Genomic DNA, 22,246 nt, shown 5'->3' on the forward strand with positions numbered 1-22,246 from the left:
GCTCCAGGACCGGCTGGAACACGCGCTGAGCTTCGCGCGCCGCGCCGACAGCGCGGTGGCGCTGCTGTTCCTCGACCTCGACCGCTTCAAGCTGGTCAACGACAGCCTGGGGCACGAACTGGGCGACCAGCTGCTGAAGACGGTGGCGACGCGCATCACCGGCTGCCTGGGCCGCGACGAGACGGTGGCCCGCACGGGCGGCGACGAGTTCGTCGTCGTGCTGACCGACTTCGCCTCCACGGCCGAGGTGGCCCACCTCGCCGACCGCATCATGGAGGCGCTGACGGCCCCCTTCACGCTGCGCGGGCACGACGTCCACGTCGGCGTCAGCATCGGCATCGGCATCTTCCCGCAGGACGGCGAGGACGTCGCCACGCTGATGAAGAACGCCGACACCGCCATGTTCAAAGCCAAGGAGGCGGGCCGCAACACCTTCCGCTTCTTCGACACCAGCATGAACAGCCGCGCGGTGGAGCGCCTGGACCTGGAGGCCGGCCTGCGCCGCGCGCTTCAGAACGGCGAGCTGGAGCTGCACTACCAGCCGCAGGTCGACCTTGCCGGCGGCGGCCTGCGCGGCGTCGAGGCGCTGGTGCGCTGGCGCCATCCGGAACGCGGCTTGATCCCGCCCGGCGACTTCATCCCGCTGGCCGAGGAGACCGGCCTGATCGCCCCCTTGGGCGAATGGGTGCTGCACGAGGCCAGCCGGCAGGCGCGGCGCTGGCACGACGCCGGCCTGCGCGTCGGCCGCATGGCGGTCAACGTCTCCGCCCGGCAGTTCGAGGACCCGGAGTTCGTCCGCCGCATCACCGGCATCCTGGCGACCACCGGCCTCGCCGCGAAGCACCTGGAGATCGAGCTGACCGAGTCCGTCCTGATGGCGCGCCCGGATCAGGCCATCCGCACCCTGCACACGCTGCGCGAGGCGGGCATCGCCATCTCGGTCGACGATTTCGGCACCGGCTATTCCAGCCTCGCCTACCTGAAGAAGCTGCCGATCAGCGCCCTGAAGATCGACCGCGCCTTCGTCAGCGACATCGGCGAGGACCGGCGCGACCAGGCGATCGTCGAGACGATCATCAAGCTCGGCCGCTCGCTCGACCTCGCCATCGTCGCCGAGGGGGTGGAGACGACGGAGCAGCTGGACTTCCTGGCGGCGCGCCGCTGCGACTGCGCCCAGGGCTTCTACTTCTCCCGCCCGCTGCCCCCCGGCGCCCTGGAACGCACGCTGACCACCCGCACCCCCGCCTTCCCCCTCCCCGCCGTCGCCGCCGCGGAGGTGTCATAAATCCCCTCCCCTGCCTCCGGCGGGGGAGGGAGGGACCCAGCCGCAGGCTGGGAGGGTGGGGGCAAGTTGTTCGCGAGGATCAGCGAGCTATCGGCTGACGGACACATCCGATTTTAAACACAAAGATCAAAATATCACAAGATTATAAGAATATTTCCGACGCACTCGCCTCTCGCCGGAGCCACGACGTTGGCAAACCCTTCTGATCTTTTGATCTTCTGATCTTTGTGTTTTTGATCAGTACCGTCACCGCCAGCCGATAGGCCGCTGATCCTCGCCAGCAACTGGCCCCCACCCTTCCCAAGCTTCGCTTGGGCCCCTTCCCTCCCCCGCCGGAGGCGAGGGAGGGAGAAAATGCTCAGAACGACGACCCCGGCTGCTTCAGGAACTCAACCTCCTCCGGCGTGCTTTCGCGGCCAAGGATGGCGTTGCGGTGGGGGAAGCGGCCGAAACGCTCGATGACCGCCCGGTGGCGCTCGGCGTAGTCGATGAAGAGATCTCCCCCCACCCGCTCGCGGAACAGGGCGCAGGACAGGGCCTGGCTCTCCGGGTCCTCGTGGTGCTCGAAGGGCAGGTAGAGGAAGAGCCGCTCGTCCGGCGTGCACTCGTGGTCGAAGCCCTGCTCCAGCACATGGCGGGCGACGGCGCGGGCCTTGCCGTCGGTGGCGAAGGCGCGCGGCGTGCCGCGGAACACGTTGCGCGGCACCTGGTCCAGCAGGACGCACAGCGCGATGCAGCCGTCCACGTCATCCATCCAATGGTCCAGCGTCCCGGCCGCCGCCTTCTCGTGCGTCTCCAGCAGCGTGTCGGCGACCAGCCGGTCGAAGCTGTCGGACCGTTCGAACCAGTACGCCTTGCTGCTCTCGTCGAACCAGAAGTCGATCACCTCGTCGATCAGCTTGTCGGCCATGCCGCTCTCCCGCAATCCGGTTTCCACAACCAACCCCATAAACAAACAGGGCGCCCGAAGGCGCCCTGTCCAGTCTCACACGCTCACGAAACCACCGGTCAGTGGATCTTCGACCACAGCTGGCGCTTCGAGGCGTACATCAGGCCCGCGAAGACGAGCAGGAAGAGGATGACCTTCACACCCATCTGCTTGCGCGCGTCCAGGTGCGGCTCGGCAACGAAGGTCAGGAACGTCGCGACGTCCTTGGCCTGCTGCTCCACCGTCGCCTTCGTGCCGTCGGCGTAGGTCACGCCGTCCGGCTGCAGGATGTTCGGCATGCCGACCTGATGGCCCGGGAAGTACTTGTTGTAGTTCATCCCCGGCATCAGGTTCATGTCTGCCGGCGGATCCTCGAAGCCGGTGAGGAACGCGTAGATGTAGTCCTCGAAGCCCTGGCGGGCCTTGGCGATCAGCGACAGGTCGGGCGGCAGCGCGCCGTTGTTGGCGGCCCGCGCGGCGTTGTCGTTGGCGAACGGCGACGGGAAGCGGTCGGCCGGGATGCCCGGACGCATGAACATCTCGCCGTTGTCGTTCGGGCCGGCCTGGACCTCATAGCCGGCGGCCAGCGCCTTCAGCTCGTCCTCCTTGAAGCCGATGCCGGCCAGCGTGCGGATCGGCACCAGACGCATGGAATGGCAGGCCGCGCAGACTTCCTTGTAGATCTGGAAGCCACGCTGGGCCGACGCCTTGTCGATGGTGCCGAACACGCCGGCGTGCGGCCAGCTCTGCTCGGGGATCTTGACGCCTTCGGACGCCTGGGCCGCGCCGGCGATGCCCAGGGCGAGGGCCGCCGACAGGATTGCAGTCTTCAGAGCGCGCATTATGCCTTCTCCATCGGCTTGGCATGGGCGCCGGCGGCCACGCGGCCACCGCCCTTGAGAACGGGTTCGCTGATGCTGGCCGGAAGCGGCGACGGGCGTTCCAGCTTGCCGAGGACCGGCAGCAGGATCAGGAAGTGGAAGAAGTAGTAGGCCGTGGCGATCTGGCCGATCAGGATGTACGGCTGCTCCGCCGGGCGCGAACCGATGTAGCCCAGGACCAGCGCGTCGATCACCAGGATCCAGAAGAAGTTGCGGTAGATCGGGCGGAACTTGCAGCTGCGCACGCGCGAGGTGTCCAGCCAGGGCAGGACGAACAGCACGGCGATGGCGCCGAACATGGCCAGCACGCCGCCCAGCTTGTCCGGAATGGCGCGCAGGATGGCGTAGAACGGCAGGAAGTACCACTCCGGCACGATGTGCGCCGGCGTCACCAGCGGGTTGGCCGGGATGTAGTTGTCCGGGTGGCCCATGAAGTTCGGGGCGAAGAACACGAACGCCGCGTAGAAGATCAGGAAGACGACGATCGCGAAGCCGTCCTTCAGCGTGACGTACGGGTTGAACGGCACGGTGTCCTGCGGACCCTTCGGCTCGATGCCCAGCGGGTTGTTGGAGCCCGACACGTGCAGTGCCGCGACGTGCAGGATCACCACCGCCAGGATGACGAACGGCAGCAGGAAGTGCAGCGCGAAGAAGCGGTTCAGCGTCGGGTTGTCGACCGAGAAGCCGCCCCACAGCCACGTCACGATCGGGTCGCCCACGATCGGGAAGGCCGAGAACAGGTTGGTGATGACGGTCGCACCCCAGAAGCTCATCTGGCCCCAGGGCAGCACGTAGCCCATGAAGGCGGTCGCCATCATCAGCAGCATGATCACCACGCCCAGCATCCACAGGATCTCGCGCGGGGCCTTGTACGAACCATAGTACAGGCCGCGGAAGATGTGGATGTAGACGGCGATGAAGAACATCGACGCGCCGTTGGCGTGGATGTAGCGGATCAGCCAGCCGTAGTTCACGTCGCGCATGATGCGCTCGACGCTGTCGAAGGCGACCGTCGTGTTCGCCGCGTACTGCATGGCCAGGAAAAGGCCAGACGCGATCATGATCACGAGCATCATGCCCGCGATCGCCCCGAACGCCCACAGATAGTTGACGTTCTTGGGCATCGGGTATTCGTTGTACTCGTGATTCAGCATCGTGAAGATCGGCAGTCGGCTGTCGATCCAGTTCACGACCGGATTCTGGAATTTAGCGGTGTGTCCCTGAGCCATCATGGTCTCCCGATACCTCAGCCGCTCAGCCGAGCTTGATCTGGGTGTCGCTGGTGAAAGCGTACTGCGGCACGACGAGGTTGGCCGGCGCCGGACCCTTGCGGATGCGGCCGGCGGTGTCGTAGTGCGAGCCGTGGCACGGGCAGAACCACCCGTCGAAGTCGCCGCGCGGATCGGTCGGCTTCTGCCCCAGCGGGATGCAGCCGAGGTGCGTGCACACGCCGACCAGCACGAGCCACTGGGCCTTCTTCACGCGCTTGTCGTCGGCCTCCGGGTCGCGCAGCTCGGCGACGTTGACCTTCTTGGCCTCCTCGATCTCCTTCGCCGTGCGGTGGCGGATGAAGACCGGCTTGCCGCGCCACGTCACCGTGATGGCCTGGCCTTCCTGCACCGGGGCGAGATCGACGTCGATGGAGGCGAGCGCCAGCGTGTCGGCCGCCGGGTTCATGCTGTCGACGAACGGCCAGACCGCCGAAGCGACACCGACGGCGCCCACCGCAGCGGTCGTGAGATAGAGGAAGTCACGGCGAGAAGGCCCCTCGCCGCCAGGGGCCGCGTGGGCACCCGTGCCGGACGGATGCGTGGTCGTAGCCATAAGCGTGTCTCTCCTCAAAATGGATGCTCGGCGCGAGGTGGCGCCGCTTGTAACGTGGGGCGTGGTTTAGCACGACTTGGCCGGCCTGTCCCGAACGGGACAAGCCGGACACGACGCGACGTCCGGTACGAGTTACCCTGCCGTTGGGGTGCGGTATACCGTCGCGGCTTGTCCTTGAAAAGTCTCAATCACCGGACATTATGTCGCGCGCGGCAGCGCAACATGAGATAACCCTTATGGAATAAGGAAATGCGCCTCGTCCTTTTCGAGCCGGACATCCCGCAAAACGCAGGAACGCTCATGCGGATGGCCGCGGCGCTCGGCGTGGCGCTCGACATTGTCGAGCCGTGCGGCTTCATCCTGGACGACAGGCGCCTGCGGCGCGCCGGCATGGATTACCTGGACCTGCTGGACTGGACGCGCCACAGCTCGTGGGCGGCGTTCCGGCGCGACCGCGCGCCGGGCCGACTCGTGCTGCTCACCACGCGCGCAGCACTGCCCTACACGGACTTCGCCTTCCGCCCCGACGACCTGATCATGGTCGGCCGCGAGAGCGCCGGCGTGCCGGACGACGTGCACGCGGCGGCCGACGCGCGCCTGCTGATCCCGCTGAAGCCCCCCGCCCGCTCGCTCAACGTTGCGCTGGCGGCGGCGATGGTGTTGGGTGAAGCGCTGCGACAATGTGACGCATTCCGGGAGGACGTATGAGCACCGACGACCGCAAGGCCCGCGCCGAGGAATGGTTCCAGGCCCTGCGCGACCGCATCTGCGCGGCCTTCGAGCGGCTGGAGGACGAGCTGGCCGGCACCCACGCCGACCTGCCCCCCGGCCGGTTCGAGCGCAAGGCGTGGCTGCGCCCCGACCACACGGGCGGCGAAGGCGGCGGCGGCGTCATGTCGATCATGAAGGGCCGCGTGTTCGAGAAGGTGGGCGTCAACGTCTCCACCGTGCACGGCACCTTCAGCCCGGAATTCCGCGCCAACATCCCCGGTGCGGCGGAGGACGGGCGGTTCTGGGCGTCGGGCATCAGCCTCGTGGCGCACATGCGCTCGCCCCTGGTGCCGGCCACGCACATGAACACGCGCCACATCGTCACCACCGTCGGCTGGTTCGGCGGCGGCGCCGACCTGACCCCGACCTTCCCGGACGACCGGGACACCGCCACCTTCCACGGCGCGCTGAAGGAGGCCTGCGACCGCCACGGCGCCGACTATTACGCGAAGTACAAGGAGTGGTGCGACCGCTACTTCTACCTGCCCCACCGCAACGAGACGCGCGGCGTGGGCGGCATCTTCTACGACAACCTGGACAGCGGCGACTGGGAGGCCGACTTCGCCTTCACCCGCGCGGTGGGCGAGGCATTCCTGACCGCCTACCCCGAGATCGTCCGCCGCCACATGAACGCCCCCTGGACGGCCGAGCAGCGGGACGCCCTGCTGGTCAAGCGCGGCCGCTACGTGGAGTTCAACCTCCTCTACGACCGCGGCACGACGTTCGGGCTGAAGACCGGCGGCAACACGGAAGCGATCCTGATGAGTTTGCCGCCGGAGGTGAAGTGGCCGTAGCGCCGTTGCCCCCTCCCGGCTTCGCTGGCGCTCAGCCACCCTCCCCCTCTTCGAGGTGGAGGGTTCTGTGCCGAAGCGGCGGCAGTCCCCTCCACCGCAACGCGGGGGAGGGTTAGGGAGGGGGCAAAAGAGCTATCCGCCCCCGCAACTCCCCCAGACACTCCTCCCGCCCCGGCCGGAAGTCCTGGCCGATCCACCACGCCTCGACCTGCCTGAGCAGCGTGCCGATGTGCGGCCCCGGCTTCACGCCCAGGTCCAGCACGTCCCGCCCGGCCAGCGGGAAGCGCAGCGACTCCAGCTCGTCCGCGGTGGCGAGCGCCGCCTTCACCGCGTCCAGCGCCACCGGCCCCGGCGCCGTCACCGCCGCCATCCGCACCAGATCGCGGTACACCTCGGCATTCCCCACCCGGTACAGCACCCGCCGCCGGGCCGGCGCGTCGTCGGCCAGCGACACCGCCGCCTTCGGTTCCACGATGGCGCACAGCCGGTCGCGCTCGGCGTTGGAAAGGCGCAGGTCCTCCGCCACCGTCAGCGCCCCGGCGCGCTCCGTGTCCAGCGTCGCCGCCAGCCGCAGCAGCGGGTCCGCCCCCTCCCCCAGCGCGTGCTGGAGCGCCACCATGCGGTCCAGCCGCGCCGCGTCGACGGCGTCGGGCAGCAGGAACTCCATCACCCCGTCCGCCTGCATCAGCCGCCAGACGTGGCCGGGGTCCTCGGACGTCAGCAGGCGGAATATCTCCGAATGCACGCGCTCGCCCGACAGGGTGGGCAGCAGCGGCGCTAGCTCGCGGCACGCCGCCATCGCCGCGTCGTCCGGCGCGCCGCGGCCGTAGTGGGCGTGGAAGCGGAAGAAGCGCAGCAGGCGCAGCACGTCCTCGCGGATGCGCTGGCGGGCGTCGCCAACGAAGCGCACGCGGCCCGCCGCCATGTCCGCCAGCCCGCCGAACGGGTCGTAGACGAGGCCGTCCGGCGTGCAGGACAGCGCGTTCATGGTGAAGTCGCGGCGCGCCGCGTCCTCCTTCCAGTCGTCGGTGAACTCCACCCGCGCGTGCCGGCCGAAGGACTCGACGTCGCGGCGCAGCGTGGTGATCTCGTAGTGCTTCCGGTCCACCACCGCCGTCACCGTGCCGTGCGCGATGCCGGTGGGGATGGCGCGCACGCCGCCGTCCTCCAGCATGCGCATCACCGCGTCGGGCGGGGCGTGGGTGGCGATGTCGATGTCCTTGACCGGCCGGCCCAGCCAGCTGTCGCGCACGCAGCCGCCGACGAAGCGCGCGTCCGCCCCCCCGCGGTCGAGGGCGGCGAGCACCGCGCGCGTCTCCGGCGCGATCATCCAGGGCTGGGGCGACAGGCGGCCGGCGGGTGTCTGCATGGCTGCAAGCAATACCCCGCCCGCCCCTCGGTTTCCAGACCGCTCAGTGTCCCGGCGCGGCCGTTGGAGCGGGCCGCGTGGCGCCCGGAACGAGGCGGCCGTCCTCCATGTGGGCGGGCACGTACACCTCGCCCGGCGCGTCGCCGCCGGTCAGCGCCATCACGCCCAGCGTCAGCCCGGTCAGCAGCACGCCGCCGCCCACCAGCCACGGCCACGGCGCCTCCACCCACCACGGCACCGGGCCGCCTTCCTGCGCGGCGCGCACGCGCCGGGCCTCCACGGTGGTGACGTACAGCAGGTACACGACCGTCGGCAGGGCCAGCGGCAGGACGATGGTCAGCAGGATCCTCAGCACGGCCGGCTCACAGGAATGGTCATGTCGCTTCGCGCAGCACGTCGCGCAGGTTCACCAGCATGCCCGCCGTCGCCCCCCAGATGTACCGGTGCCCGTACGGGAAGGCGTAGAAGTGCCGTTCCTTGCCCAGCAGCGGGCGGCTGTGCCGCTGCGGGTTGGCGGGGTCCAGGATGAAGGACAGCGGCACCTCGAACACCTCCTCCACCTCGGTGGGGTCGGGGTCCAGCTCGAACGGCGGCCGGACCAGGCCGACCACCGGCGTCACCCGGAACCCGGTGCGCGTGACGTAGGTGTCGAGCCGGCCGAGGATCTCGATCCGCCCGCGCGGCAGGCCGATCTCCTCCTCCGTCTCGCGCAGTGCCGTGTCCTCGGGGGCGGCGTCGGCGGGCTCCTGCCGGCCGCCGGGGAAGCTGATCTGCCCGGCGTGCGCCGACAGGTGCGCGGTGCGCTGGGTGAAGATCACCGTCAGCCCCTCCGGCCGGTCGACCAGCGGCACCAGCACGGCGGCCTCGCGCAAGGCCTCGGGCAGGCCGGCGTCTTCGTAATAGTCGGGGTTCAGGTCGTGGTCGCCGCGCACCGTCCCCGGGCGTGGGCCGGTGGCGGCGCTGCCCGGAAAGCGCTTCTTCAGATCGTCCAGGGTCATTCGCCAGGCAGCCTGCCCAGCACGAAGCAGGTCCCCTTGCTCCATAGTCCGACTTCCGCCTCCCCGGTTTGCTGATCGGTCACGGCACGCTCAACCATGTCGTAGAATACAGAACGCGCGATCCGTGCCTCCAGCCCGTTTCTTATGTCGATGTAGGGGGACGGCTCCCCCGTTTCAGGATCATGGGCGACCCGGATCGGGTGTTCCGGCCCGGCTTCCACCCATTCGTCTAAATTTGTACGGAAGGACAGCACCTGATCCCGGCCGCTTCCGCTTGCCGTCATCTCCACGGCGACGAAGGGAACATCCTCGACGACTATGCGCCCGCGCTCGACGGGAGTGACCAGCCAATACTCTCCTGCGTCATCCCGCCGCAACACGGTGGCGAACAGCTTCGCCAGCTCGATCCGGCGGATCGGCTCCCCATCATGGAACCAGGTGCCGTCGCGCGCAATGCGTATGCCGAACGACTTTTCCACCGGCACACGGCCTAACCCGTCCGCCGAAACCACATCATGCGGCATGGACCGCTTGCCTTCCTCGCCTTCACCGCCGACCTTGTTCATGGCGTTTTCCAACAAACCTTCCTTCAGACCCAGCATCCGACAAAATCACTCAGGCAACGCAATTTCGCCATACTCGTCACATAGGTCCCCAAGCACGGGATTTGAACTGGGAGACTCAACACCTTGAGCGCCACCGATGCGACCCGCCCCGCTCCGATGCCTGAAAATCCGCACCAGCTCCTGGCCGAGGTGGAGACGCTGGGCGGCCGGCTGGCCCTCGTGCGCGACCGCATCGGCCGCGTCATCTTCGGCCAGCAGGAGGTCGTCGACCTGACGCTGGTCACGCTGCTGGCCGGCGGCCACGTGCTGCTGATCGGCGTCCCCGGCCTCGCCAAGACGCGGCTGGTGGAGACGCTGGGCACCGTCCTGGGCCTCGCCGAGAAGCGCATCCAGTGCACCCCCGACCTGATGCCGGCCGACATCCTGGGCTCCGAGGTGCTGGAGGAAGGCGAAGGTGGGCGCCGCTCCTTCCGCTTCATCCCCGGCCCGGTGTTCTCCCAGCTCCTCATGGCGGACGAGATCAACCGCGCCAGCCCGCGCACGCAGTCGGCGCTTCTGCAGGCCATGCAGGAGCACCGCGTGTCGGTGGCCGGCCACTACCACCCCCTGCCCCAGCCCTTCCACGTCCTGGCCACCCAGAACCCGCTGGAGCAGGAGGGCACCTACCCGCTGCCCGAGGCGCAGCTCGACCGCTTCCTGATGCAGGTGGACGTCACCTACCCCGACCGCGACGCGGAGCGGCGCATGGTCATCGCCACCACCGGCGCCAGCGTGGAGCAGGCGGTCACCGTGCTCTCCCCCGCCGACCTGATGGCCGCGCAGCACCTCGTGCGCCGCATCCCCATCGGCGAGAGCGTGGTGGAGGGCATCCTCGACCTCGTGCGCAGCGGCCGCCCGGAATCCTCCGACGTGGCGGAGGTGCGCAGCCACGTGGCCTGGGGCCCCGGTCCGCGCGCCAGCCAGGCGCTGATGCTGGCGGCCCGCGCCCGCGCGGTGCTGGACGGCCGGCTGTCGCCGTCGCTGGACGACGTGGTGGCGCTGGCCAAGCCGATCCTGCGCCACCGCATGGCGCTGAACTTCGCCGCGCGCGCCGACGGGGTCACCCTCGACGCCGTGATCGACCGCCTGTGCGCCCCGCTGCTGTGAGGCGTGCCTGATGGCGGCCCGCACCTCCCACGGCACGGAAACCCTGCGCGCGCAGCAGCGCGCCGAAACGCTGGCCGCGCGCCTGCCGCCGCTCCTGGTGGCGGCGGAGCGGGTGGCCTCCACCGTGGCGCAGGGCGTGCACGGCCGCCGCCGCGTCGGCCTGGGCGAGACGTTCTGGCAGTTCCGCCGCTACCAGCCGGGCGACGCGCCCTCCATGATCGACTGGCGCCAGTCCGGCAAGACGCAGCCCGTCTACGTGCGCGAGAACGAGTGGGAGGCGGCGCAGAGCGTGTGGCTGTGGCGCGACCGCTCGTCGTCCATGGACTACCGCTCGGTCCCGGAACTGCCGACCAAGCGCGACCGCGCCGACCTGCTGCTGCTGGCGCTGACCGTGCTGCTGATCCGCGGCGGCGAGCGGGTGGCCCTGCTGAACTCCGGCGTGCGGCCGGACCACGGCAAGAACGCGCTGAACCGGATCGCCGGGCTGATGACCGACCCGCGCGCCACCCCCGTGGGCGACGGCCTGCCGCGCGTCGAGCCGCTGCCGCGCCACGCGCAGGTGGTGCTGTTCGGCGACCTGCTGTCGCCCCTGCCGGAGATCCACGCCACCATTGCCGGCCTGACCGGGCGCGGCGTGCGCGGCCACCTGCTCCAGGTCCTCGACCCCGCCGAGGAGACGCTGCCCTTCGACGGCCGCGTCGAGTTCGAGGGGATGGAGGGCGAGGACGAGCTTCTGGTGCCGCGCGTCGAGGCGGTGCGCACGGCCTACCTGGAACGGCTGCGCGCGCACCAGGACGGTCTGGCCGCGCTGGCGCGCGCCGCCGGCTGGACCTTCGCCGTGCACCGCACCGACCGCCCGCCGCAGACCGCACTGCTGTCCCTGTGGGGTGCGCTGGCGCAGGAGACGGTGTGAGGACGTTTCGCCCCCTCTCCCCACCCCCCGAGGGGAGAACGAAAAGCCCCTCTCCCCCTGCGGGAGAGGGGTTGGGGAGAGGGGGAACGGTACGCACATTATGCCCTTATGGCTCTGAGTGCTGATTGAATGCTGGGATTCGGCTCATTCGCCTTCGCGGCACCTTGGGTTCTGGCGGCGCTGATCGTGCTGCCGGTGCTGTGGTGGCTGCTGCGCATCACCCCGCCGGCCCCGCGCATCGTGCGCTTCCCGGCGATCCGGCTGCTGCGCGACCTCGTGGCGCGCGAGGAGACGCCGGCGCGCACGCCGCTCTGGCTGCTCATCCTGCGCATCCTCATCGCCGCACTCGTCATCCTCGCCCTGGCCGGGCCGCTGCTGAACCCGCGCGCCGCCCTCCCCGGCGGCGGGCCGCTGCTGCTGGTCGTCGACAACGGCTGGGCCGCCGCGCGCGACTGGCCGTCGCGCCGCCGCCTGATGGAGGAGTTGGCGGGACAGGCCGACCGGCAGTCGCGCCCCGTCATCCTGCTCGCCACCGCCGCCCCGGCCAACGGCGACAAGATCGCCGCCTCCCCGCCCCTGCCGGCGGTCGAGGCCCGCCGCCTCGTCCAGGCGCTGGAGCCGCAGCCCTGGCCCACCGACCGCGCCGCAGCGCTCGACGCGCTGAAGGGCCTGACCGTGAACGGCACCGCGCACGCCGTCTGGCTGTCCGACGGCGTGGGCGACGCCAACGTCCGCCCGCTCGCCACCGCGCTCCAACGCCTGGGCTCGGTCGAGGTTCTGGACGACGCCGGTGCCCGCCCGCCGCACCTGCTGCTGCCCCCGGCGACCGAGGGCACGGCGCTGACCGCCCGCATCGTCCGCGCCGACCCCACCCGCCCGGAACCCGTCACCGTCCGCCTGTCGGCGTCCGACGGCCGCCTGCTGACGCGCGAGACCGTCGCCTTCGACGCCGGCCAGCCGTCGCGCGAGGTGCGCCTGGACGTGCCCGTGGAGCTGCGCAACGAGGCCGCCAGCCTGCGCATCGAGAACGAGACGACGGCCGGCGCCACCGTCCTGCTGGACGAGCGCTGGCGCCGCCGCCCCGTCGGCCTCGTCTCCGGCCGGCCGGAGGGCGAGAACCAGCCGCTGCTGTCCGACCTGCACTACCTCGCCCGCGCGCTGGAGCCGTACAACGAGGTGCGGCGCGGCGAGACGATCGAGCTGCTGAAGCGCGACCTCGCCGTGCTGATCCTGTCCGACGTCGGCTCGCTGACCGGGCAGGAGGCCGGCACCATCGAGGATTGGATCAAGAAGGGCGGCGTGCTGGTCCGCTTCGCCGGCCCGCGTCTGGCACAGCACGCCGACACGCTGGTCCCCGTGCGCCTGCGCCTGGGCGACCGCGCGCTGGGCGGTGCCCTGTCGTGGTCGGAGCCCATGCGCCTCCAGCCCTTCGACGGCAAGAGCCCGTTCGCCGGCCTGCGCATCCCAGACGACGTGCTGGTCAACCGGCAGGTTCTGGCCGAACCCTCCCTCGACCTCGCCGACCGCACCTGGGCGCGGCTGGCCGACGGCACGCCGCTGGTCACCGCCGAGAAGCGCGGCGACGGCTGGATCGCGCTGATGCACACCACCGCCAACCCGGACTGGTCGAACCTCGCGCTGTCCGGCCTGTTCGTCGACATGCTGCGCCGCGTGGTGGCGCTCAGCGAGGGCGTCGCCGGCCCCACCCGCGCCGCCTCGCTCGACCCGCTGCAGGTGCTGGACGGCTACGGCCGGTTGGTCTCGCCGCCGCCCACCGCCTTCCCCCTCGCCGCCGACGCCTTCAGCGCCGAGGCGATCGGCCCGCGCCACCCGCCCGGCTTCTACGGCACGGAGGACGCGCGCCGTGCCCTCAACCTCACCACGCTGGTCACCAAGGTGGAGCCGATGGGCACCCTGCCGCCCGGCGTCGCCCGCGCCGGCTATGGCGAGCGGGGCGAGGTGGCGCTGAAGCCGCCGCTGCTCGCCATCGCGCTGGCGCTGGCCGTGCTCGACCTGCTGATCGCACTGGCGCTGCGCGGCCTGCTCGGCCGCTGGGCCCGCCCGCGCCGCGCGGCGGCGACGGCCGCCGTGGTCGCCCTGACCGTAACCCTCGCCCCCCTCGGCGCGCCGCGCGCCGCCGACGACACGCAGGCCGTCAAGGTCACCGCCGAGACCTACCTCGCCCACGTCCGCACCGGCGACCCGTCCGTGGACGCCACCGCCCGCGCCGGCCTGGAAGGCTTGGTGGAGGTGCTGAACCGCCGCACCGCCGTGGAAACCGCCGGCACCCAGGCCGTGGATATCGAGGCGGACGAGCTGGCCTTCTTCCCCCTGCTCTACTGGCCGGTCACGACCACGCAGCGCCCGCTGTCCGACCGGGCGCGCGGGCGGGTGAACGAGTACCTGCGCAACGGCGGCACCATCCTGTTCGACACGCGCGATCAGGCGGCCTCCCTGATGCCCGGCGCCGGCCCCGGCAGCATGGCGCTGCAGAAGCTGGTGGCCGGGCTGGACGTGCCGGCCCTGGCCCCGGTGCCGCCCGACCATGTGCTGACCAAGTCCTTCTACCTGCTCCAGGACTTCCCCGGCCGCTATGCCGGCGGCGAGGTGTGGGTGGAGGCGCGGGAGGGCAAGGCCAACGACGGCGTGTCCTCCATCATCGTCGGCGCCAACGACTGGGCGTCGGCCTGGGCGGTCGACCCGCGCACGGGCCAGGCGCAGTTCGCCGTGGTGCCCGGCGGCGAGCGCCAGCGCGAGATGGCCTTCCGCGTCGGCGTCAACGTCGTGATGTACGCGCTGACCGGCAATTACAAGGCCGATCAGGTCCACGTACCACACATCCTGGAACGGCTGGGACAATAGGGCATGGACGGAACCTCGATCGCCTTCGCGCCGCTGCTGCCCTGGACCATCCTGGGTCCGTTGCTGGGCGTGGCGGCCCTGGTGGTGGTGCTTGGGCTGGTGCGCCGGGCGCGCGGCATCGTCTGGCGCCTGTTGGCGGTGTCGGTGCTGGCGGTGGCGCTCATCAACCCGTCGCTGGTGCGCGAGGAGCGGGCGCCGATCCAGGACGTGGCGGTGGTGGTGGTCGATGACTCGCCCAGCCAGAACATCGGCGACCGTCGCGCCCGTGCCGAGCGGGCCCTGGCCGATCTTCAGCAGCGCTTGAAGCGCTTCGAGGATCTGGAGGTGCGGGTTGTGCGGGCCGGTGGCGGCGCGGACGAGAGCGCCATCAACGAAACCCACCTGTTCGAGGCGATGAACCGGGCCCTGTCCGATGTGCCGCGCCGCCGCGTTGCCGGGGCGGTGCTGATTACCGACGGGCAGGTCCACGATGTGCCGCCCCAGTTGAAAGGGCTGGCCGAGATGGGGCCGGTCCATACGCTTCTGACCGGCGAGCCGCGCGAGGGCGACCGGCGGCTGACGGTGGTGCGGGCGCCCAGTTTCGGCATTGTCGGCAAGCCGGTATCGGTGACGTTGCGGGTGGACGATCTGCCGGGTCGCCAAGCACCGGATGCCGCCCTTACCGTACGCCTGGACGGCGGCGAGACGCGTACGCTGCGGGTGCCGGTGGGTGTCGACATCCCCTACGACTTCACGGTGGAGCACGGTGGCCAGAACGTGCTGGAAGTGGAGGTGGAATCGGCGCGCCAGGAGCTGACGTTGGCCAACAACCGCGCCGCCGTGGTGGTCAACGGTGTACGTGACCGGCTGCGCGTTCTTCTGGTGTCGGGCGAGCCGCACGCCGGCGAGCGTACGTGGCGCAACCTGTTGAAGGCCGATCCGGCGGTGGATCTCGTCCACTTCACCATTTTGCGCCCGCCCGAAAAGCAGGACGGCACGCCGATCCGCGAGCTGTCGCTGATCGCCTTCCCGATCCGCGAGCTGTTCGAGATCAAACTCGACGAGTTCGACCTCATCATCTTCGACCGCTATCGCCGGCGTGGGGTGCTGCCCCAGGTGTACCTGGAAAACATCGCCCGTTATGTCGAGGGCGGCGGCGCGCTGCTGGAGGCATCCGGGCCGACGTACGCCTCCAGCCTCAGCCTGTGGCGTACGCCTCTGGGTGTGGTGTTGCCGGGCGAGCCGTCGGGCGAGGTGGTCGAACAGCCGTTTCGTCCCAGTGTCACCGAGTTGGGCCGGCGCCATCCGGTGACGACGGGCCTGACCGGCGACCGCAAGGACGCCCCGCCCGAGTGGGGTCAGTGGTTCCGCCAGATGGACGTGCGTGCCGCCAAGGGTTCGGTAGTGATGGCCGGTGTGGACGACCGGCCGCTCTTGATCCTTGACCATGTCGGCAAGGGCCGGGTGGCGCAACTTACCTCGGATCAAATCTGGCTGTGGAGTCGCGGCTTTGACGGCGGCGGGCCACAGGCCGAACTGCTGCGCCGGCTGGCCCACTGGCTGATGAAGGAGCCGGAACTGGAGGAGAACGACCTGCGCGTCAAGGTCGACGGCAACCGCCTGACGGTGGAGCGCCGCTCCCTCCAGCCCGATCCGCGTTCGGTGGAACTGCGCAACCCCTCGGATGCGGTGGAAACCCTGCGCCTGGCCGAGGACGACCAGGGGCGCGCCACCGCCACGGTGATCGCCAAGGAGCCCGGCATCTATCGGGTGACCGATGGCGAGCGTACGGCACTGGCGGTGGTGGGGGCGGCCAACCCGCCGGAGCTGGCCGACGTGCGGTCGACGCCCGAGCGGTTGCAGAAGGTGGCCGAGGCCACCGGCGGCGGCATCCACTGGATTTCAGCGGGAGGCGACCCCGATGTCCGCCGCACCCACCCCGACCGCGACCAGACCGGACGCGGCTGGATCGGCTTGCGCGCCAACGGCGACTATGTGGTGACGGGGGTGATGGACGTGCCGCTGCTGCCCGCCCTCCTGGTCCTGGCCTTGGCGCTCGGCACCTTGCTGGCGGCTTGGCGGCGAGAGGGACGGTAGGGAAAGCGCGCAATCCAGGTCGTTGGGCTAGGCGGGAGCGAACCCGACGTTTGCCGCGTTCAACTCCGGGCAGGGCAGGGCTCCGGGATGGCCGGTACGTGGCGGGCAACCGCCCGGTGCCTGCCCGTGCAACGTGAAATACACGTCGGAGGGGGGGGCTTGAATGGTGGGCAGAATTACGTTATATTTACTATACCTCCCTAATAAGGTGAGTGTAGGAGGGTGTCATGGACATCTCGGCAGCGGGCTCCGCGATCTACAGCAGTTTCGGCTCTTCCAACGCCGATTCACTGACTGGCTCCATCCGTAAGGCGGCCGACACCGACCGGCAGTCCACCCAGGACCCGGCGCTCCAGGCTACCCAGGCAGCCTCGTCGTTCGGCGGTAGTAGCAGCGCCGGCGGGTCGGTGACTCCGGACCGTGGGCAGAACCTTAATATCGTCGTGTGAGCCGCTGCGCCGGGATGCTTCCTAGAGCGAGTGAGTGACGCCGATGGACATCAAAGCTCTATCCAGTGTCGCGCTCAGCCGGCCGGCAATGCCGATGTCGGCGCGCGAGGCGGTACCCGGAGCCGAACCATCCGCACCCGGCGGCGACTCCGGCGGTATGCCGCTTTTCCTGAGCCCCGTGTTCCGTTACGACAACACGGCACATGTCGCCATTCTGGCGTTTCGCGACGGCGACACCGGGGATGTGAAACAACAGATTCCGCCTGAACGGGTTGTCGCGGAATATCGCCGCAATGGCGGCAAGAGTGGCTTGGACGATGGTGTTTCGGCCGACCCGCAACTGGCGTCGCCGTCCTTCAACGCTGGCCCGGTGGTGCCTGGTGGTCCGTCGCTGGAGGCGGACACCGGCACCGGCACCGGCACTGGCGAGACGGGAAGCGGAATGTCGGGCGAAGTCCAGATGGCCGCTGTCGGCACGATGCAGACCGCCCAGGGCATGGGGCAGGCGATGGCGGCCCCCGCGGGCGGCTTCGGTGGCGGGGTCAAGTCCTCGGGTGGCGGTCACACGGTATCGTTGAGCGTCTGATCGGAGCAAAAGAGGATGCCCCCGTGGGCGCGAAGACAAGTGGATGCGCGCCCGGCGGGTGATGGCTTCCATCAACCGCCTTTGGTTCAAACCCTTCCGCACAGTGCGGAGCAATGTGCGGAAGGGGTATACGGGCGGCAAATCATGGAAGTATTCAAAGGCCGCCCGTATCAGGGGTGATTATCCGGTGGCAGGACGAATTCGGCCACCACCGGGGCGTGGGTGCTTTCCGGCGAATGCGCGATCGTGGCCTGGGCTACCAGTTCGTCGCCCAGGGTTTCGTTGTGGATTTCCGCCTTGCGGAACCAGCCCAGCAGCGTCCGCGACACCAGGAGGTGGTCCAGCAGGACCGGCTGGCCGGCGTGCAGCACTGAAAACCTCTGGCCTTCCGGCAGATTGCGTTCCAGGGGCACCAGCGCGCGGGCGGCCAGCCGACCGTTGCCGGTGTCCTCGACGTCGCCGCGGATGAGGCGGACCGGCGTCTGCCGTGTCTCGGCATTGTAGTCGCCGGCCACTACCACCAGCGCGTCAGGCTCGGCATCGAACACGCGGTCGACGGCCAGCCGGGTTTCCAGGGCCTGCCCGTCGCGCTTGAGTGAGGCGAGGAAATACCCCTCCGCCCAACCACTCACGCTTTTCCAAACGTGGGCGCTTTCCTTTTGACCGGCCACCGGCACGGCCAGCGGAGCGCGCAGGTGCAGGTTGAAGACGTGCAGCCGCCTCCCGTTACCCAACTCGATTTCGGCGTGCAGAACCGGCCGATCCCAACCCACAGTCGCCTCGCCGCTGCCGGGCGGATCGGCGGTGATGGATTTCAGGCGCGGCGGGGGCACCAAATCATGGCGCAGGGACCGGCTGGCGGTAATCGGCCAGCGGCTGAGGATCACCAGATTGTGCTTGTCGGCCACCTTCGAGGCCGTGGGTGACGCCACCGCGCGATGGAAGCCGGCATAATCGCTGCCCTCCAACAGCCGGTCGAGAGCCTTGAGACGGCGCGGCCCCTCCTTGCTCTCCCGTTGGCCATTGACCTCCTGAAGGCAGACGATGTCCGCCGCCAGCCGTTCGAACTGCGGACGCAGGATGCCCAGCCGCTCGTCGAGCGGCGGGTCGAGACCGGCGCGGTCGTCCAGGTTTTCCAGGTTGAAGGTGGCGAGGCGGAAGATCTGGGACATGGGGGTGTATTCAGAACAGTTCCACGTCGCCTTCGACCGGCTTGTGCGCCAGCGTGTCGAGGAAACTCGCCTCGCTGCGGACGATGTCGCTGACGCGGTCGGCGCCGAGCAGGCGCCGTTGGGTGCGCCCGGTGCTGGGGTAGAAACGGATGGCCCGCGCGTGGCCGCCGCCCACGTCCCAGCCCATGGTGGGAATGCCCTCAAAGGCCAGGTATTCCATCACGAACTCGACATTGCGGTTGCCGATGTCCAGGGAGCCGGTGGTCACATGGCCGCCGCCGAACACCTTGGCGCGCAGGCGATCACGCCGTCCGGTGATGCCGAGCACCCGGTTGATCAACTGCTCCATTGCCGCCGCCCCGTATCGCGCCGAGGCGGACAGCCGGTCGTCGGCGGATTCGGCCAGGAGGAAGTGGTTCATGCCCCCCATCCCCGCCACCGGATCGAACAGGCAGCAGGCCACGCACGATCCCAGCGTCGTCGAGATCACCACATCGGGGTCACCGCTGACCAGGCAGCCGCCCACCACGATGCTCACAATCCGCTTGCCCAGTTTATGATCGTGGTATCCGCCCTCGGTGTGGCGAATGTTTTCCTCACGGCGCCGTTGCAGGGCAGAGCGGGTGCGTGGGCGCTGGACAAGCGTACTCATGGTCGAGGTTGCCCTTTCCCGTGGCACGGGAGGTAGCCATCGGACAATCGTAGCATCGGTTTTACTGATTGTCCTGTGGCACATTACGCCATCGCCCTTCATCGGCTGTGATGGAAGGGTATCCGGCCGCGACCGCATGCCTTGCCTCACGCCCGCTCTCCGCGCCGGAACACGGCGTCCCGTCAAAGGAACTGCTCGCCCCCTCACGGGGCGGTCGGTCGAGCGACTCTCCCCGGTCCCGGACTGGTGCCGGCATGCCCTCGTTTGGCGGAACCGCGGGCAAAGGCAGTTTTCAGCGCCCTGGCTCCTCGCGTTTGGCCTGCTGCCAGATTTGTTCCATCTCGTCCAGTGATGCCCGATCGGGGGTGCGGCCCTGCCCGGCCAGAACCTCCTCAATGCGCCGAAACCGCCGTTCGAACTTGGCGTTGGTGCCGCGCAATGCCGTCTCGGGGTCTACATTCAGGCGCCGCGCCAAATTCACAAGCGCGAACAACAGGTCTCCCATTTCGTCGACCACCCGCTCGACCGGCTGGCCTTCGACCATCTCGGCGCGCAGTTCGTGTATCTCCTCCTCGATCTTGTCCAGGATATCGGCGGGATCGCTCCAGTCGAAACCGACGCGTGCCGCGCGATTTTGGAGTTTAAGCGCGCGTGTCAGGGCGGGCAGGGCGGGGATGACGCCATCCAGGACGCTGGGTTGGCGTCCTTCGGCCTGAGCCTTGGCTTCACGCTCAGCCGCCTTATGCTCCTCCCAGCGCGAGGTCTGAAGTTCGGCTGTACGGACCTCTGCTTCTCCGAAGACATGGGGGTGGCGGCGGATCATTTTGTCGGCGATGGTGCCGGCCACTTCCTCGAAGTCGAAAGCGCCTTCCTCGCGGGCCATTTGAGCGTAATAAATGACCTGGAACAGGAGATCGCCGACTTCCTCCCGGATCAGGTCCTTATCGCCTTTCTCAATGGCGTCGGCGACCTCGTAAGCCTCTTCTATGGTGTATGGCGCGATGCTCTGGAAGGTCTGGTCACGGTCCCAAGGGCAGCCTTCCACTGGATGGCGCAGCCGGGCCATGATGTCGATGAGACGGTCGATGTTTCGGCTCATGAGCTGATGGTGTCCTGGAAGTCATGATGTAGGAGCAGGCAGGCTGGTTAGCGCTCTCCGTTAGGTGGGCCTCGGTCCTGCCCACTCTACGCGGCGGTTTTTACCCTGCCTTGCGCATCCCCAGTTTCTTGAGGCTGCGGTCGATCCACTGGGCGGTCAGCTTTTCTTGCACGGTATTCTGACCCAGACGCTGGTTCAGCGCGGGGAAGTCCACGCGATCCAGGTCCTGGTCCTGGTTGAAGCAGGAGAAGATCACCGTTTCCTCGCCCGTCACCGGGTCACGGTGGAGTTGGAGGCACTGGGCGCAGATTTCCTTCATCATGCACTGCATCGGCGAGTTGATGGAGCCGATGCCGATGTGCTCCGGCTTCAGGTACGGCTTCAGCACGCCGTGCCGGGCCTGACCCACCGCGTGCATCATGCGGTCGGAGCCGATGGCGACGATGCGGTCCACCTCGTTCAAGGGGATAGGCGCCTCGCCCAACTCGCCCGAGGTGTAGGCGCGCATGGCCTCGACGATGTTGCCGACGAAGGTCTTGTCCTGCCGCCGGGTGGGCTCGAAGCCCGGTGCCTCGTCGCAGCACCACACCACCAGATCGGCCGCCGCCTCGATCTGATCGACCTTGTAGCGGTCGATCACCTTCTTGTAGCCGGCGAAGTACACCACCTTGCAACCCTTGGCGCGGGCCGCCTGACCGATGGAGAACAGCACCGCGTTGCCCAGGCCGCCGCCGACCAGCGCGATGGTGCCGCCCTCGGGGATTTCGGTCGGCGTGCCGGTCGGCCCCATCAGCACCACCGGGTCACCCTGCTTCAAGGTGGCGCAGAGGTCGGACGAGCCGCCCATCTCCAGCACGATCACCGACAACAGGCCCTTGTCCTTGTCCACCCAGGCGCCGGTCAGCGCCAGACCTTCCATGCCCAGCACGGTGTCGTCGGTACGGTAGGCCAGGGTTTCGAAGTTCTGGAGCCGGTAGAACTGGCCGGGCTCGAAGCCGCGCGCGGCGCGCGGCGCCTTCAGCACCACCTCGACGATGGTCGGCGTCAGCCGATCCACATGATGGACGCTGACGTGCAGTTCCTTGTTCAAGGTGGTGACCAGATCGGCCGGGGTGACGGAGGTGGGGGCGCGGCGGCGTATCACCCGGTCCACCACCGGATAGCCCTGCTTGGCACCGCCCATGGCCTTCACCACGTTGCCGGCGAACGATGGGTGCAGATCGCCGAAGAAGGAGACGAAGCGGCCGTCGCCCGAGCCGGTCATCAGCACATGGACCTCGCCCGGCTTGGACAGCCGCTCCGGCTTGGCCGGGTTGCCGTTTTCGTCCAGGGCGCGGAAATACTTGCCGTCCAGCTCGATCTGTTCGGGGAACTCGCGGGCCAGCACGGTGTTGGGCTGGGTGCCGGCGGCGACCAGGATGGTGCGGGCGGGGATCGTCACGTCGATGGCGGCCGGGGCGACCACGCCGTCCGGTCCCACCGGATTGTGGGCGAGGTGCAGCGCCCTGGCGGCGCCGGTCTCGTCCATCTCCACGGCGCGCGGGGTGACGCACTCCAGGAAGCGGATGCCCTCGGCGAGGCCGTGCTGCACCTCCTCGTGGTTCAGCGTGTAGCTCGGCGCGTCGATCAGCCGGCGGCGGTAGGCGATGGTGGCGCCGCCCCAGGAGTCCAGCAGCCCCGTGATGTCGGGCGTCCGCGCCTCGGCCGCCGCCGCGGCGCGCTCGGCGCGGATGGCGCGGGCGTGGCCGAGGAACTCGTCGGCCAGTTCGGCCTCCTCCGGCGTCCAGCGGGCGCGCACGGTGGACTCGCCGCGCTCGGCCGACAGCGTCTCGTAGCGGGACAGGAATTTCTCGACCTGCACGGGGTAGTAGGCGA

20 protein-coding genes and 1 pseudogene are annotated in these 22,246 nt (G+C 69.2%); 9 read left to right on the forward strand and 12 right to left on the reverse strand.

Annotation, left to right across the window (positions count from 1 at the left end):
• A partial coding sequence (locus VED21_RS32315) for a putative bifunctional diguanylate cyclase/phosphodiesterase (RefSeq protein ID WP_324889898.1) occupies positions 1 to 1,285 on the forward strand: 1,285 nt, incomplete at its 5' end.
• A 358-nt stretch (positions 1,286 to 1,643) separates the two neighbouring features.
• Here the strand turns inward: VED21_RS32315 and VED21_RS32320 are convergent.
• The 4 genes from VED21_RS32320 to petA form a co-directional block, all read right to left on the reverse strand.
• Positions 1,644 to 2,195, reverse strand: a complete 552-nt coding sequence (locus VED21_RS32320; RefSeq protein ID WP_324889900.1) for a DUF924 family protein — start codon at positions 2,193 to 2,195, stop codon at positions 1,644 to 1,646.
• Between the two features lie 98 nt (positions 2,196 to 2,293).
• Positions 2,294 to 3,055, reverse strand: a complete 762-nt coding sequence (locus VED21_RS32325) for a cytochrome c1 (protein WP_324889902.1) — start codon at positions 3,053 to 3,055, stop codon at positions 2,294 to 2,296.
• Positions 3,055 to 4,323, reverse strand: a complete 1,269-nt coding sequence (locus tag VED21_RS32330; protein ID WP_324889935.1) for a cytochrome b — start codon at positions 4,321 to 4,323, stop codon at positions 3,055 to 3,057. The genes VED21_RS32325 and VED21_RS32330 overlap by 1 nt, the downstream gene beginning before the upstream one ends.
• 25 nt (positions 4,324 to 4,348) lie before the next feature.
• Positions 4,349 to 4,918, reverse strand: coding sequence for a ubiquinol-cytochrome c reductase iron-sulfur subunit (gene petA / locus VED21_RS32335; protein ID WP_324889904.1), 570 nt, complete (start codon positions 4,916 to 4,918; stop codon positions 4,349 to 4,351).
• Between the two features lie 249 nt (positions 4,919 to 5,167).
• Here petA and VED21_RS32340 point away from each other — a divergent pair, with 249 nt between their 5' ends.
• Together VED21_RS32340 and hemF are read left to right on the forward strand one after the other, a co-directional pair.
• A complete protein-coding gene (locus tag VED21_RS32340) occupies positions 5,168 to 5,626 on the forward strand; it encodes a tRNA (cytidine(34)-2'-O)-methyltransferase (protein ID WP_324889906.1) in 459 nt (152 codons plus the stop codon).
• The gene (gene hemF / locus VED21_RS32345; RefSeq protein WP_324889908.1) at positions 5,623 to 6,483 is read left to right on the forward strand and encodes an oxygen-dependent coproporphyrinogen oxidase; all 861 of its coding nucleotides are present in this window, start codon (positions 5,623 to 5,625) and stop codon (positions 6,481 to 6,483) included. The genes VED21_RS32340 and hemF overlap by 4 nt, the downstream gene beginning before the upstream one ends.
• 112 nt (positions 6,484 to 6,595) lie before the next feature.
• Here the strand turns inward: hemF and VED21_RS32350 are convergent, their stop codons facing one another.
• From VED21_RS32350 to VED21_RS32365, 4 genes are read right to left on the reverse strand one after another with little or no spacing between them, the layout of a single operon-like run.
• Entirely contained in the window at positions 6,596 to 7,852 is a 1,257-nt protein-coding gene (locus tag VED21_RS32350; RefSeq protein WP_324889910.1) for a CCA tRNA nucleotidyltransferase, read from the reverse strand.
• 43 nt (positions 7,853 to 7,895) lie between these two features.
• Positions 7,896 to 8,207, reverse strand: a complete 312-nt coding sequence (locus VED21_RS32355; RefSeq protein ID WP_324889912.1) for a DUF6111 family protein — start codon at positions 8,205 to 8,207, stop codon at positions 7,896 to 7,898.
• Between the two features lie 19 nt (positions 8,208 to 8,226).
• Complete coding sequence (locus VED21_RS32360) at positions 8,227 to 8,850, reverse strand: CoA pyrophosphatase (RefSeq protein WP_324889914.1); 624 nt, start codon at positions 8,848 to 8,850, stop codon at positions 8,227 to 8,229.
• Positions 8,847 to 9,452, reverse strand: coding sequence for a DUF1285 domain-containing protein (locus VED21_RS32365; RefSeq protein ID WP_324889916.1), 606 nt, complete (start codon positions 9,450 to 9,452; stop codon positions 8,847 to 8,849). The genes VED21_RS32360 and VED21_RS32365 overlap by 4 nt, the downstream gene beginning before the upstream one ends.
• A gap of 120 nt (positions 9,453 to 9,572) precedes the next feature.
• On the opposite strand from VED21_RS32365, the gene VED21_RS32370 reads away from it, so the two are divergent.
• The 6 genes from VED21_RS32370 to VED21_RS32395 all read left to right on the forward strand — a co-directional run bounded on the left by VED21_RS32370 (position 9,573) and on the right by VED21_RS32395 (position 17,448).
• The gene (locus VED21_RS32370; RefSeq protein WP_324889937.1) at positions 9,573 to 10,562 is read left to right on the forward strand and encodes a MoxR family ATPase; all 990 of its coding nucleotides are present in this window, start codon (positions 9,573 to 9,575) and stop codon (positions 10,560 to 10,562) included.
• Positions 10,563 to 10,572: 10 nt separating this feature from the next.
• A complete protein-coding gene (locus tag VED21_RS32375) occupies positions 10,573 to 11,475 on the forward strand; it encodes a DUF58 domain-containing protein (RefSeq protein ID WP_324889918.1) in 903 nt (300 codons plus the stop codon).
• 129 nt (positions 11,476 to 11,604) lie between these two features.
• Positions 11,605 to 14,337, forward strand: a complete 2,733-nt coding sequence (locus VED21_RS32380) for a DUF4159 domain-containing protein (RefSeq protein ID WP_324889920.1) — start codon at positions 11,605 to 11,607, stop codon at positions 14,335 to 14,337.
• Positions 14,338 to 14,340: 3 nt separating this feature from the next.
• Positions 14,341 to 16,413, forward strand: a complete 2,073-nt coding sequence (locus tag VED21_RS32385) for a hypothetical protein (RefSeq protein ID WP_324889922.1) — start codon at positions 14,341 to 14,343, stop codon at positions 16,411 to 16,413.
• A gap of 227 nt (positions 16,414 to 16,640) precedes the next feature.
• Positions 16,641 to 16,862, forward strand: a complete 222-nt coding sequence (locus tag VED21_RS32390) for a hypothetical protein (protein ID WP_324889924.1) — start codon at positions 16,641 to 16,643, stop codon at positions 16,860 to 16,862.
• 43 nt (positions 16,863 to 16,905) lie between these two features.
• Positions 16,906 to 17,448 (forward strand): hypothetical protein, encoded by a 543-nt coding sequence (locus VED21_RS32395; protein ID WP_324889926.1) that lies wholly within the window; start codon positions 16,906 to 16,908, stop codon positions 17,446 to 17,448.
• Between the two features lie 170 nt (positions 17,449 to 17,618).
• Here the strand turns inward: VED21_RS32395 and VED21_RS32400 are convergent, their stop codons facing one another.
• The 4 genes and pseudogenes from VED21_RS32400 to VED21_RS32415 form a co-directional block, all read right to left on the reverse strand.
• Entirely contained in the window at positions 17,619 to 18,620 is a 1,002-nt protein-coding gene (locus VED21_RS32400; protein ID WP_324889928.1) for an endonuclease/exonuclease/phosphatase family protein, read from the reverse strand.
• A gap of 10 nt (positions 18,621 to 18,630) precedes the next feature.
• Complete coding sequence (locus VED21_RS32405) at positions 18,631 to 19,272, reverse strand: chemotaxis protein (protein ID WP_324889931.1); 642 nt, start codon at positions 19,270 to 19,272, stop codon at positions 18,631 to 18,633.
• Between the two features lie 292 nt (positions 19,273 to 19,564).
• Positions 19,565 to 20,371 carry a nucleoside triphosphate pyrophosphohydrolase gene (gene mazG / locus VED21_RS32410; protein WP_324889933.1) on the reverse strand — a complete coding sequence of 269 codons (807 nt, stop codon included), beginning with the start codon at positions 20,369 to 20,371 and terminating at the stop codon, positions 19,565 to 19,567.
• Between the two features lie 100 nt (positions 20,372 to 20,471).
• Positions 20,472 to 22,246 (reverse strand): annotated as a pseudogene (locus VED21_RS32415) (pyridine nucleotide-disulfide oxidoreductase); the annotation flags it as partial.

The organism is Azospirillum sp., from assembly GCF_035627195.1.
Classification (GTDB): Bacteria; Pseudomonadota; Alphaproteobacteria; order Azospirillales; family Azospirillaceae; genus Azospirillum.